The organism is Flavobacterium sp., from assembly GCF_029242675.1.
Taxonomy (GTDB): Bacteria; Bacteroidota; Bacteroidia; order Flavobacteriales; family Flavobacteriaceae; genus Flavobacterium.
Map to the genome: position 1 here is coordinate 1 of NZ_JAQWTM010000426.1, position 13,505 is coordinate 13,505.

The 13,505-nt window shown below is 36.7% G+C and carries 14 protein-coding genes and 1 riboswitch; of the genes, 3 read left to right on the forward strand and 11 right to left on the reverse strand.

The window, feature by feature from the left end; genetic code table 11:
- From P8M54_RS15575 to P8M54_RS15625, 11 genes are all read right to left on the reverse strand, one after another.
- Positions 1–509, reverse strand: a 509-nt coding sequence (locus tag P8M54_RS15575; RefSeq protein ID WP_300288952.1) for an ABC transporter permease, incomplete at its 3' end; no start/stop codon positions are given.
- A 66-nt stretch (positions 510–575) separates the two neighbouring features.
- Positions 576–1,499 (reverse strand): ATP-binding cassette domain-containing protein, encoded by a 924-nt coding sequence (locus tag P8M54_RS15580; protein ID WP_300288954.1) that lies wholly within the window; start codon positions 1,497–1,499, stop codon positions 576–578.
- A gap of 165 nt (positions 1,500–1,664) precedes the next feature.
- Positions 1,665–2,786: a molecular chaperone DnaJ gene (dnaJ, locus tag P8M54_RS15585; RefSeq protein ID WP_300288955.1), complete on the reverse strand. Its 1,122-nt coding sequence runs from the start codon at positions 2,784–2,786 to the stop codon at positions 1,665–1,667.
- 51 nt (positions 2,787–2,837) lie between these two features.
- Positions 2,838–3,416 (reverse strand): nucleotide exchange factor GrpE, encoded by a 579-nt coding sequence (locus P8M54_RS15590; protein ID WP_300288956.1) that lies wholly within the window; start codon positions 3,414–3,416, stop codon positions 2,838–2,840.
- Positions 3,417–3,735: 319 nt separating this feature from the next.
- Positions 3,736–5,664 carry a TonB-dependent receptor plug domain-containing protein gene (locus P8M54_RS15595; protein WP_300288957.1) on the reverse strand — a complete coding sequence of 643 codons (1,929 nt, stop codon included), beginning with the start codon at positions 5,662–5,664 and terminating at the stop codon, positions 3,736–3,738.
- 97 nt (positions 5,665–5,761) lie between these two features.
- Positions 5,762–6,021: riboswitch (cobalamin riboswitch) on the reverse strand.
- Between the two features lie 50 nt (positions 6,022–6,071).
- Positions 6,072–6,593, reverse strand: a complete 522-nt coding sequence (gene cobC / locus P8M54_RS15600) for an alpha-ribazole phosphatase (RefSeq protein WP_300288958.1) — start codon at positions 6,591–6,593, stop codon at positions 6,072–6,074.
- On the reverse strand, positions 6,578–7,375 hold the full coding sequence (locus P8M54_RS15605; RefSeq protein ID WP_300288959.1) for an adenosylcobinamide-GDP ribazoletransferase: 798 nt from the start codon (positions 7,373–7,375) through the stop codon (positions 6,578–6,580). The genes cobC and P8M54_RS15605 overlap by 16 nt, the downstream gene beginning before the upstream one ends.
- A gap of 80 nt (positions 7,376–7,455) precedes the next feature.
- Complete coding sequence (cobT, locus tag P8M54_RS15610; protein WP_300288960.1) at positions 7,456–9,135, reverse strand: nicotinate-nucleotide--dimethylbenzimidazole phosphoribosyltransferase; 1,680 nt, start codon at positions 9,133–9,135, stop codon at positions 7,456–7,458.
- A 37-nt stretch (positions 9,136–9,172) separates the two neighbouring features.
- The gene (locus tag P8M54_RS15615; RefSeq protein WP_300288962.1) at positions 9,173–9,823 is read right to left on the reverse strand and encodes a diphthine--ammonia ligase; all 651 of its coding nucleotides are present in this window, start codon (positions 9,821–9,823) and stop codon (positions 9,173–9,175) included.
- A gap of 2 nt (positions 9,824–9,825) precedes the next feature.
- Complete coding sequence (gene cobU, locus P8M54_RS15620; RefSeq protein ID WP_300288963.1) at positions 9,826–10,335, reverse strand: bifunctional adenosylcobinamide kinase/adenosylcobinamide-phosphate guanylyltransferase; 510 nt, start codon at positions 10,333–10,335, stop codon at positions 9,826–9,828.
- Between the two features lie 17 nt (positions 10,336–10,352).
- Positions 10,353–10,712: a DUF5522 domain-containing protein gene (locus P8M54_RS15625; RefSeq protein WP_300288964.1), complete on the reverse strand. Its 360-nt coding sequence runs from the start codon at positions 10,710–10,712 to the stop codon at positions 10,353–10,355.
- Positions 10,713–10,808: 96 nt separating this feature from the next.
- Here P8M54_RS15625 and P8M54_RS15630 point away from each other — a divergent pair, with 96 nt between their 5' ends.
- From P8M54_RS15630 to P8M54_RS15640, 3 genes are all read left to right on the forward strand, one after another.
- Entirely contained in the window at positions 10,809–11,951 is a 1,143-nt protein-coding gene (locus P8M54_RS15630) for an ABC transporter substrate-binding protein (protein ID WP_300288965.1), read from the forward strand.
- A gap of 1 nt (position 11,952) precedes the next feature.
- Positions 11,953–12,984, forward strand: a complete 1,032-nt coding sequence (locus P8M54_RS15635; protein ID WP_300288966.1) for an iron ABC transporter permease — start codon at positions 11,953–11,955, stop codon at positions 12,982–12,984.
- 29 nt (positions 12,985–13,013) lie between these two features.
- Positions 13,014–13,505, forward strand: a 492-nt coding sequence (locus P8M54_RS15640) for an ABC transporter ATP-binding protein (RefSeq protein WP_300288967.1), incomplete at its 3' end; no start/stop codon positions are given.

Here is a 13,505-nt window from a genome sequence, read left to right on the forward strand (position 1 = left end):
GTTGCTTTAGTTAAACTGATATTGACTTTTGATTGTGCTTTTTGGATGGCTAAAGTATCTAAATGTGCATTTTCAAGATTGATGTTTGTGATCTTTGTAGCAATCACATCTTGTACATTTTCAATAAAAGAAATACTAGGACTGCTGTTTGAGACAAACTGAATTTTAGTTTCGAAATCATTCATAGCAGTCGCCGCAGGAATCACTAATAAACCATCGTATGACTCTGTTACGATACTATCTTTTAATATTTGTGTGTCAATTCCTGATAAATCGACGTATTTATTTTCGCCTTTTTTACTGTTTTGAGCAGTAAAATTTTTAACAAATAATCCCGATGCATCGTGAATGGCTATTTGCTTCGTATCCGCTTTCATAGAACTCAAATAACCTACAAATGCCGCGATTGCCACAAATAAAAGCGGACTTAAAAAAGTCATGACGATAAAAGATTTATTACGCACCTTGGCAATAAATTCTCTTTTTATGATTAATGCTATTATACTCATAATGTTGTTTTTTGAAGTATGAAATCCAAAGCTGAATTAAATAATTGGACTTATTAAATTTAGCGTTTATTTTTCCTGTACGGTTTGTATGAAAATATCATTTACACTTGGTATTTTTTCGACAAAATGAGTAACCTGTCCACGCTGCGTTAAAAGATGTATCAACTCGTTAGGCATGGCATTCCCTAATTGAATTTCAAGTTTTAACTCCTTATTCAAGGATTTGAAATGAGCCGGACTAACGGTAAATTTTTGGGTGATATCATACATTAATCCTTCGACATTATCGGATAAAATCCCTACTTCAAAACTATTGGTTTTGAACTGTCGTTTGACATCATCAAGTTTTCCTTCGATTAACTTATTCGATTTGTGAATCAAAGCAATATGATCGCACAATTCCTCTACACTTTCCATGCGGTGTGTTGAGAATATGATGGTTGCTCCTTGGTCACGCAAGGCTAAAATTTCGTCCTTGATTACATTAGCATTTACCGGATCAAAACCCGAGAAAGGTTCATCAAAAATCAATAATTTAGGCTTGTGCAAAACACAAACGACAAATTGAATTTTTTGAGCCATTCCTTTCGAAAGTTCTTGAATTTTTTTATTCCACCAGCCTTGAATTCCGAGTCGGTCAAACCAATATTCCAATTGTTTTTTAGCCTCGGCTTTGGACAATCCTTTCATTTGAGCCAAATACAAACATTGCTCTCCAACTTTCATACTATTGTACAACCCTCTTTCTTCGGGTAGGTAACCAATGTATTGCACGTGTTTGGGTTGTAGTTTTTCACCATCTAAGACGATGGTACCACTATCAGGCATTGTAATTTGGTTTATAATTCGAATGAGGGAAGTTTTTCCGGCACCATTGGGACCTAAAAGCCCATAAATACTACCTTGAGGAACAGATAATGACACTTCGTTAAGCGCTACGTAATCACCGTATTGCTTGACTACTTTATTTACTTCTAATAAGTTATTCATGCTGTATTTTTGAATTTACTGGGCGAGTTGAACTGCTACAACTTAACTGTTGTAAAAGTAAATAATTAGTATGGAATTGGGACCACTTGTTACATAAAAAACCCATCTTCTTATTGGTTGAAGATGGGTTGGTATGCTATTATTAATTCCTGTAGTTTAAGTAATCTACGAGAACATATCTTTTACTTTTTCAAAAAAGGATTTATCTGATTTTTCAGGATTTGGCACAAAGTTATCATCCGTCATGTTTTTCTCGAAAAATTGTTTTTGCTCTTTATTCAACGTTTTTGGAGTCCATACATTAACGTGAACAAGTAAGTCTCCGTTACCATAACCGTTGATGCTTGGAATCCCTTTACCTTTCAGTCTTAGGATTTTTCCAGATTGAATACCTTCTTCTAGTTTGATTCTCACCTTACCGTTGATCGCATCGATATCTTTGGAAACTCCTAAAACAGCTTCAGCGAAACTGATGTATAAGTCATAGTGTAAATTTTCACCTTCACGCTTTAAAAACTCGTGCTCAAGCTCTTCAATAGCAACGATTAAATCTCCAGGAACGCTATTTCCAGGTGCATCATTTCCTTTATTAGAAACTTTTAACTGCATTCCGTCAACAACTCCTGCTGGAATTTTAATTGAAACCGTTTCATCTTCAAGAATCATTCCTTGTGAATCAGCTTCACTTGGTTTTTTATCCAAAATTTGACCTGAACCACCGCAAGTAGGGCAAGTAGAAGCTGATTGCATTCTACCTAAAATGGTATTCGTTACACGCATTACCTGACCTTGTCCATTACAAGTCCCACAGGTTTTATACGATACGCCAGCGGCTTGTACTTTGCGTTTTACTTTTACTTTTTTCTCAACACCGTTAGCAATTTCTTCCAGTGTTAATTTTACTTTGATACGTAGGTTACTCCCTTTAGTACGACGTTGGCCTCCACCACCGCCTCCAAATCCGCCACCGCCACCAAAGGCGCTACCGAAAATATCTCCAAATTGGCTAAAGATATCGTCCATGTTCATACCTCCATGACCACCACCGCCAAAACCACCGGAACCATCAAAAGCTTGATGTCCGTATTGATCGTACTTGGCTTTTTTGCTTGCGTCACTTAAAATCTCGTAAGCTTCAGCAGCTTCCTTAAATTTTTCTTCTGCCGCTTTGTCTCCAGGATTTTTGTCAGGGTGATATTCTAACGCTTTTTTTCTGTAGGCTTTTTTAATGGCTGCAGCATCTGCACCTTTAGCAATACCTAATATCTCGTAAAAATCTTTTTTCATTTTAATTTTTTCTTTTGATAAGTTGCACTATTTACATGCTTCTCTTGCAAACTATTGTCCGATTACTACTTTAGGGAAACGAATAATCTTTTCTCCTAATTTGTATCCTTTTTCAAGAACATCTACAATTTTACCTTTCATTTTATCGTTAGGTGCAGGAATTTGAGTTATTGCTTCAGCAAAATCAGCATCAAATGCATCACCAGCTTTTACATCAACTACTTCCAATCCTTTAGCTACTAAAGTATTTTTTAGTTTTTCGTGAATTAGCTCAACCCCTTTAGTCATCACCTCATCTTCAGATTTAGCTATCTCAACAATGGCTCTATCGAAATCATCTAATACTGGCAACATTGCTAATAAAACCTCTTGATTTGCTGTTTTAAACAATTCAATGCGCTCTTTAGTAGTACGTCTTTTATAATTTTCAAACTCAGCAAACAATCGTAAGAACTTGTCTTTTTCCTGTGCTAAGTCCTTTGCTAATTGCTCTTCCACAGTTAATTCCTCAACAGCAACTTGCTCTTCAGTTGTGTTATTTTCAATCGTTACCTCTTCTAAATTTTGATCGATTTCTGTATTTTCAGCAGCCATATTACTTGTATTTTTAAATATATTCTTAAACTTCATTTTTGCACTTTCCTTTGGATGGCAAAAGTACTGCCAAATCTTTAAAAATGTCAAATTGTCATTCTTTTTTTTAAGTAGTATAGTCGCGTAAAAATCGGCAGAATTCGTATTCGTTCTAGTTCCTAGTAAAAAATTAATATAATTTTAAGACTTTTATGTATATATTTTTTTAAGTTTGTTTCTGAATCAAATTACTAACAGCGACTCACAAAGAAGCTTTTGAATTTAATTCTACCTAATTATTAATTCGTGATTACCCTATATCAAAAAAAGCTTTGTTTCAAGAAACAAAGCTTTTTTTATGACTACTACTTAACTATTACAAACTAATATTTAATCCTACTTTAAAGTTGCGACCTCTAGTACTAAAACCTCTTGCCTCAACAAAGTCTTTATCTAATATATTATCAGCAGATGCAAAAATATTCATTCTGTTTTTGATCAATACGTATCGAATGTTTGCATTAACCAATTGATAATTTTTTAGAATTTCTGAATTTAAAACAGGGTTAAACGCAGGAGCTGGGTAGGTTGTGTATTCCGTATATCTATCTGAAACAAATTGGTAGGTTGCACTAAACGCTAGTCTTTCGGTTGCTTGAAAATCAATTCCGGCATTTACTTTATTTTTTGGATTCAAAATACGAGATTGTCTTTCTAAATCAGTAAAAGTATAATTGGCGTTGAAACGAATTTTACTATTTAAATCGAAAAGTAAAGTAGTCTCTACACCTCTTGCTTTATTTTTCCCTAAAACATTAAAATATTGATACGAAGTTAAATCAAAACCAATAGCATCCGTTTCTTCTCTAAAAAATGCAATGGAAGTTACCGTTACTCTCTTATTAAGCAATCGAGCTTCAAAACCAAATTCGACAGTAGCATCTTTCTCAGGCGCCAAATTTAAGTCACCATATTCAGAGTACAGTTGATACAAACTAGGTGCAACAAATGCAGTGCTATACGATGCAACTAACTTTAAAGGCAAAGTCGAAAGCTGGAAGGAAGGGTTTACATTATAAACTAGGTTATTCCCAAATTTACTATGCATCGTATAACGTGCACCAGCATTAAGGTTGAAACCTGATTCAGCATTGTACACCACAGTTGCATAAGGATCAAACATCGTAAACTTAGCTAAAGTTTCCGGTATGTAGGCATAATCACTTTTATTTGACATTTCATAAAACTGAAACTGCGTTCCGGTTACGATAAATAATTCTGGAATAATAGTGTACTTATTGAATAGATCGGCATTTACATTTCGAGATTTGTAGTACGAAAAGCTACCAAAATTAAATAATTCGCGATCAATTGAACTTGCACTTGAGTTCAGTACAACTTCTCCGCCATTGTACTTGTACTTTGGTGAAAAACCAATACGATATTGCTCTGAGGTTGAAAAATTTTCTTTATTATCCGCAAATGATCCGCTATCAAATTCATTTTTTAATTTATCATAGCTAGTAAAAAAATCGAGAGACAGTTTTTTATTAGGTGTAAAACCAAACTTTATAATTGAATTTACTCTCGAAAAAGCATCTTGCTCAAATACAACGTTTTTTGCGGCAGGTTTTGCTTCAGAAATACCGGTTGTTTCCGTACTATTTACAGCTGCAAAATAATTAAACTTATCCGACTTCCCATTGAAAGAGAAACCTTGATTATAGTCGTTTATCTTGGTACTATTTTCTTTAGCAACACCTTGCGTTCCCATGTTTAAATAAACGTTTCCTGCAATTGCTTTTTTATCCGCTTTTTTCAAAGTAATGTTAATCACTCCTGTCGCAGCACCTGAACCATATAATGTACTAGCAGCGCCTTTCATGATTTCGATACTCTCAACTTGATCCACAGCTAACAAGCGTAAATCGTAAGACAAGTTAATCCCTGAAGCATCAGTAACAGGAACGCCATCTACTAGAATTAAAACTTGATGTCCTCTTCCACCCCTGATATACAGACCTAGATCTTTTCCGTTTCTACTCTGATTTCCATTGATTTCAACACCAGCAACAGTACTCAATACGGCAGCTACGGATTGCCCTGGCCTTTTCTTTAAGTCTTCGGCAGTAATTTTAATAATTACTTTACCTGATTTCTCCTTAGGCAAAGCAAATTTAGAGTCGGTAATCACCACTTCATCCAATTCATTGGAAACAGGAAGTACGATTCCTTTTTTTTGCGCAAATGTACAAGCGCTCACTAATAGACATAGCGCACTGATACGAACGATTTTTTTGTTCATTTTGTTAAATTTAGCAACAGTTTATGATCTGTTACATGACTAATAAATGGGAGAAAAGCATAGAATGACCCATACCCAAACCTTTTTTCCCGAAAGTTTGATACTCGATGTAGTAGGCAGGTCTCCTGGCTTGCGTCTTGTTGTTGACCTTCTCATCCGCCGAAACGAACAATGGTTTTGTAGATAAAAACAAGCGTATTAGCTTACAGTTGCGGGTACAGCTTAGGATTTAAAAATTTAGATACACTCGTTTTGATTTAGTACAATCAAAAAGTAGCTCTCGGTATTATTTCACCTAATTCCCTTTTAATGCTATTTTATAATCATAAAACAGCAACCTCAATACGGCGGCAAATATAACATATAATTAGAAGAAAACTAACATTTATTATAGGTCAAAATAAAGACTATAATTCGACCTTTAGTACGGATCCAAAATCAACTTTGTTCGTAAAAGCATCCTTTAATGGTAAGCCTGAAATTTCACAAAGAATACTTCGAATAACACCAGCATGAGCAACAATTACTACCGGTCTTGAACTAGCTGTTTCAATTTCTTTATTTAAAAAATCTAGTACGCGATGGTGTAATTGCACAAATGATTCTCCGTTTGGCACAGCTACATTAACAAAATCATTCATCCAAGGCGTAATGTCATCAGAAGGGATTTCATCCCACCTTTTAAGTTCCCAGTCACCAAAATTCATTTCCATTAAGCGGGAATCCGTAATTAGATCTTTCGAAATATAACGAGCCAATTGTGAACAACGGTCTAATGGACTCGAATATACGATTGCATCCTCCGGAAGTTGCTTTTTGATGGATTCGAATAAATCTAGAAAAGGTTCTAAAATGGCAACATCCGATTGCCCGTAACAGATTCCTTTTTCACAAACTGTTTCGGTGTGGCGTACTAAATAAACTTCCATATCACTATAACTGATAAATAAAATAAAACTTCACATACTTGCTGCGTTGCGCCTAGACAATCTCCTGTATAACCGTCAATCCACTTTTGAAAATAGCGCGATAAGAAAAACCGACCCACGAAAATAGGTAGCAGTACCAAGATCAATTGCCATTGAAAACACATCAAAAAAAGCAATGGCAATAGGCCAAAAAAGAAAGCGCCAACGACTTCTCGCCAAGAAAAATTTTGCGCTATAGGTTTGCTTTTGCTTGTAGCGTCTTCTCGCGAATACTCATGCGTAAAAACAATTGAAATTGCTGCAAATCGGCTCAAAGAATGGCCCGAAATAAATAATAAAAAAACCATTAAATGCCCTTGAAATGTCAGTGCATCTGATTTCGAAACCAAAAAAGATAAGGTTTGGTATTTTAATAAAAATAATAGCACGACACCTATCGCTCCATAAGCTCCAATGGCGCTATCTTTCATAATCAGGAGGATTTTCGCTTTGGTCCAGCCACCACCAAAACCATCACAAACATCGGCAAAACCGTCTTCATGAAAAGCACCTGTCACCAATACGGAGGCAATCATAGCGATAATCACTGCAAGCTCAGGCGTCATTAAAAATTGAAAAAAGCTAAAAACTACAAATGCAATCCCTCCTACTATCCAACCAATCAAAGGAAAATAGCGCGATGCCTTGTTTAAATAATCAGGATTGTGGTCAATGTTTTTAGGACAAGGAATCCGAGTGTAAAACATTAAAGCAGTAAAAAATATATGGAGTTCTTTTTTCATAATTGTATTAAGATGTAAGCATTAATTTGGCTGTAGCCAAAGAATCTCGAGAGTGATAAACCATACCAAATGACTGCAATTTACTGCAATTTAGCAGCAATGTTGGCACTTTCAAAACTGGCCATCTCGTTCAAAAAATCTACAGCTGATTGTATAATTGGAAAAGCAAGAGCACAACCCGTGCCTTCACCCAAGCGTAATCCTAGTTGCAAAATAGGTTTCACTTTTAAGAATTCCAATATTTTTACATGGGCTTGCTCCGCTGAGCAATGACAAAAAATAGCGTTCTTGATAATTTCAGGATTCATTTGATGCGCAATCAAAAAAGCTACACTACATATGAAACCGTCTACGAGAATCAGCATATTGTTTTCATAGGCCGTCAACATGCCCGATGCCATTTGTAGTATTTCGAATCCACCAAAGTAAGCCAGCTTATCCTCTAGCTTATCGGAACCTGAATAATTATCTACTGCTTTTTGCAGTATTTTATGTTTCTCTTTTAATCTTGCATTGCTTACACCAGTTCCTAATCCGATACATTTTTCAAGCGGAATTTGGGTAGTAATACTCATCAAAACCGAAGCTGTCGACGTATTCCCAATGCCCATTTCACCAAAAGCTATGCAATTACTGCCCGTTTTTGCAATAGTTTCAACAACGGCCTTTCCTTTTGAAAAACACAAATTAAATTCGGTTGTACTCATAGCAGGCACATGCAAAAAGGACTGCGTCCCATTACCAACTTTCGCTGCAATCAAATTAGTGTTTGGAGCAAAATCATAATTCACACCCGCATCTACAATAGATAATTTGATGTTATTTTGTTTACAAAAAACATTAATCGCCGCACCACCTTCAAGGAAATTAGTCACCATTTGTCGGGTTACATCCTGCGGATACGCGCTTACACCATGATTGGCAATACCATGATCCGCAGCAAAAACTACTAAGTTGGGTTGTATTATTTTTGGATTTAATGTTTGAAAGACTTCACCTATTTGTTGCGCTAATTCCTCCAGCATTCCTAAAGATCCTGTTGGTTTGGTTTTACTGTCAATTTTTGCTTTCAGAGCGTCGGTAATTGAAATCTCTTGTAATCGAGACACTTTCGATTCTGTTATAGTCTCAGCCTTATATTGTGGTTCTGTTATTTCTGTTACAAAAGGAACATCCGATTTTTGTTTCCAATTCAGTTGCTGCAACATGGGTTGGTTGTCATAATTAGTGGCGGGTTTGCCTACGCAAAAATACCCCAGCGGTTCCAGATGTTCGGGCAATCCTAATAATTGCTTGAATTGATAATAGTTTAAAATCGAAATCCAACCCATCGAAAAACCTTGCTCGGTCAAGGAAAGCCAAATGTTTTGAGCAGCACAAACGGCACTAAATTTAATCGCCTCGTTACTTCCAACGGTACCAATGGTAAAATTATTCAAAACCGATCGATCGTAGCAAATCACCAAACCAATGGGCGCCTCTTCGATTGCTTCTAGTTTTAATGCTTTGTAAGCTGCTTTTTGTTGCTCGTTGTCCGTTTGATTGGCGGCTTTATTGTCGTATTCTACAAACAATGCTTTAACGGCTTTTTTTATTTCATCGGACTTGATTAGATAATATTTTGTAGCATCGGTCAAACCCACAGATGGCGCCCAATGCCCCGCCTGCAATGCTTTGTTGATTACCGCATCGGGCACTTCCTCATTCGTAAAATGACGGGTATCGCGACGTGCTTGTAAAATCTCATCTAAATAAGTCATCCAGTTGTGTATTTAAAATTTCAGTTTGAGTTTATTGCTAACGAAAATCTTCCCAAACTATAAAACAATAATCCTGATAAGTAGTTGCTGTAAATTGAGGGAGCTTAATTCGGTCTGAAAAAAGCGGACAATCAAGCACCAAGGTATGAAACTCGCCGTTCTCTCCACAAGGATCGATCCCTTTTTGTTGTAACTCAATTGCTAATTCTTTTGATAAAATGCAACCTAAATATTCTTCGCCCATCGTGGTATTGCAAGAAACAATCATCGTTTCGATATCTTTATCGATCATTTCGTTAACTAACGTCAGCCGATCTTGCTGCCACAAAGGTAAAACTGCTTTTAAACCAGATGCTTCGCATACTTTGTCTTCCCAATCTTTGTGCGCTTGCAAATCGATATCTCCAAAAACTGCGGCATCAAGCGTATATTTTGCTTTAAGCGTTTTCAAAGTACTAATAAACTTAGCTTCATAATCGCCCCAAGTTGCCGGAATCCCTTCGAGTGGCAACTGCATTTTTTCAGCTTGTTGGTTTAAAATAGATAGCGGTAGTCCATGAGAACGAGATACTTTACCGTTTTCATTCATCATGTTTAGTAACACTTTCGGATCTAAGCCTTGATCAACGGCCTGCATAATCGCGTAACAGCTGTCTTTTCCACCGCTCCAAGAAGTCAAGAAATTCATAATTACCCTTTTATCGTTACCGGAATTCCCGAAACCATTAATACTACTTTTTCTGCTTTTTTGGCAATATATTGGTTCATCCAACCTTGCAATTCGGTAAATTTTCGACCAATAGATGTATCAGCATGAACACCCATTCCTATTTCATTAGTCACGATTATAATGGTTGTATTTTCTTGATTTGCAATTTTGTCAAATTCGGCCTTAGCTTGTTCCAAGGAAAGGGCTACATCATTTTTAGTATCCACAAAAAAATTCGTCAACCACAACGTGACACAATCTACGATTGCGACATTTCCTGAAAAATCAATTTCACTCAAGTACTTTTCTTTTTCGATATTTACCCAGCGTTCGTCACGGTCTTTTTGGTGGCGATCAATTCTTTTTTGAAAATCAGCATCCCATTTTCTCGCCGTAGCAACGTACATCGGTTTAGCCGCTAGTTCCTTAGCCAAATTTTCGGCATAACTACTTTTTCCTGAACGTTCGCCTCCTGTAATTAAATATATCATGAATTTATTTTTCTAAATTAATAAGGACAATGCCTACATCCATTTCCGCAACAATTGCCTCTCTTGAGATGAAAAAAAGGTTTGAAAACATAATTACCGTTTTCTAAATAATAATCAATCCCTTCAATTAATTGAGCGGCTTTTGGTAATGCCGTTACTTTATTATCTAAAATCGTTTCGGGAGTTAAACTATTTATATAATCATCAATTTTATCCGAACTGGCTGCTGCAAAACATGCAGGACAAAGGCAATCAATAGCAGTGGTTGGCACAAATAAAGGTGGGTAATTGTTGCACCAGCAACTTTGGGCAGTTGTGTCACCGCAGTCAAAAGGAGTTGAGCAACTAGAACAATGTTTCACTTTTATGGCATTCATTTGGTAAAGATAGCATTTGTTGATTTTTTTTGAACAAAAAATAAACAAGATTTTTTGTATTTTCTTCTACCTTTGTCCTAGTTCTAAAATCGCAGCATGAAAATCTATTCCTACCGTATTCTTTTTGTATTTGTTTTTTTTACGCTAACCGCATGTAAAAAAACTGAAAAGAGCGACAGCAAAACCAACTCAATTTCTAAAAATGAAATCGAATACGCAACAAGCTTAGCCATTTACAAACAAAATGGTTATTCGATTGTAAAAGTAGTCAACCCCTGGCCTAATGCCGAAAAAGACTTTACCTACATCCTTAAAGAAAAAAATGCTACCGTCCCTGATAGCTTACAAAAATACAATACCATCCAAGTGCCCTTGCAGTCGATTGTTGTTACCTCAACCACGATTATTCCTTATTTAGAAATGCTTGGTGTCGAAAATAAACTTGTTGGATTCCCGCATACCGACTTTATTTCTTCAGTGAAAACCAGAAAATTAATTGACAACGGAACTGTCAAAAATGTTGGTCAAAACGAAAAACTAAATATGGAAATGTTGATCGATAGCAGTCCTGAACTTATTGTGACTTTTGTTATTGACAACAATAATCCTACACTAGACAATTTAACCAAAAGCGGTTTAAAAGTGCTCATTCAAGCCGATTGGATGGAGCAATCTCCCCTTGGTAAAGCTGAATGGATTAAACTGTACGGAGCGCTTTTTGGTAAAGAAAAAGAAGCTAAAACGCAATATGACGCCATTGTAAAAAATTATAAGGATGCACTAGCGGTGGTCGCGACCAAAAAACCAACAGCAACGGTTTTATATGGTTCCATGTACCAAGACCAATGGTATGTGGCCAAAGCCAACAGTTGGGTAGCACAATTTTTGAAAGATGCCAAAGCCAATTACCTTTGGTCTAATGTTCCTGGAACCGGAAGCATTGGTCTTTCTTTCGAGCAAGTACTCGAAAAAGCCAAAACAGCCAAGTACTGGATTGCTTCGGGACCTTATAAAACAGTAACCGAATTGAATGCAATTAACCCGCACTACAGTCAGTTTGACGCTTTTAAAACCAAGCAAGTTTATACTTTCGAAGGCAAATTAGGTGCAACTGGCGGAACTATTTATTATGAAACCGCAGCCAGCCGTCCGGATTTAGTTCTAAAAGATTATATCAAAATATTTCATCCTGAATTACTTCCCAACTATACGTTTACCTTTGCACAAAAACTGAACTAAATTGATCCAGAAAAAACGAAATATTTTACTATTTTCCTTACTCGGTTTAGGGCTAATTGCTCTGTTTTTTATCAACATTAGCTTGGGTTCCATTACGATTCCGTTTAAGGAAGTCTATACCAGCTTAACTGGTGGGGAGGCGAGTAAATCGACTTGGGAATACATCATCATTAATTATAGGTTGCCCAAAGCTATTACGGCAGTGTTAGTAGGAATGGGACTTTCGATAAGTGGCTTGCTAATGCAAACTTTATTTAGGAATCCATTAGCAGGACCGTATGTGTTAGGACTCAGTTCAGGTGCGAGTTTAGGAGTTGCTTTTGTTATTTTGGGAGCCGCATTTATGCCGGCATTTATCAGTTCTATTTTGCTATCATCCTACGGCATTGTGCTTGCCTCCACCTTAGGAAGCTCTTTTGTTTTATTGGCAGTTTTACTGGTTTCCCACCGTTTAAGAGACACAATGGCGATACTTATTGTAGGTTTAATGTTTGGGAGTTTCACTAGCGCCATTGTAGGAACACTCACTTATTTTAGCACGGCGGAGCAATTGCAAAAATTCACTTTTTGGTCCATGGGAACACTTGGTAATTTATCATGGACATCCATAAGTATTCTATCTGTTTCTGTTTTCATCGGATTGCTATTAAGTTTGTTTAGTATCAAACCGTTGAACGCCTTACTGCTTGGTGAAAATTACGCCCGCAGCCTTGGCTTGAATTTCAAAAAAACACGATTCGTCATTATCCTGGCCACTAGTATTCTTGCTGGAAGCATTACCGCCTATGCGGGACCCATTGCTTTTATTGGCTTGGCCGTACCTCATATTGCAAAACTGCTATTCCAAACCAGCAATCATTCGGTTTTATATTGGAGTACGCTTCTCATCGGAGCGGCGATTATGCTTATTTGCGATGTGGTTTCACAAATGCCTGGATTTGATATTACCTTACCCATAAATGCCATAACATCCTTACTTGGTGCGCCAATCGTGATTTGGTTATTGGTGCGAAAACGCAAAATGATGGGCTAATTTGTCCCTCTTTTAACTGTAAAATAAAAATGAGTAACACTAACGATATCCTATATACTTCTAATCTCAGCATTGGTTACAAAACCAAAACTGATGAGACCGTTATTGCCAAAAATCTGGATTTAAAGCTGCAATCAGGCAAATTAATTGCTTTAATTGGTGCAAACGGAATAGGGAAATCGACTTTGTTGCGCACGATTACTGGAATTCAGAAACCACTAGAAGGCGCTGTTTTGTTGAATAACAAAAAAATCAGTGATTATCAGCCTTTAGAGCTCGCGCAAAATCTAAGTATCGTTTTAACCGAAAAATTACCGCCAAGCAACCTGACCGTTTTTGAACTAGTGGCTCTAGCTCGCCAACCGTACACCAACTGGATTGGCACTTTATCAGACTTAGATACTACCAAAATCAATGCGGCATTAGAGCTGACTCAAATCAGTCATTTGGCTTCTAAAAAACATTATGAAATAAGTGATGGTCAGTTACAAAAAGTATTGGTCGCTCGAGCATTGGCGCAG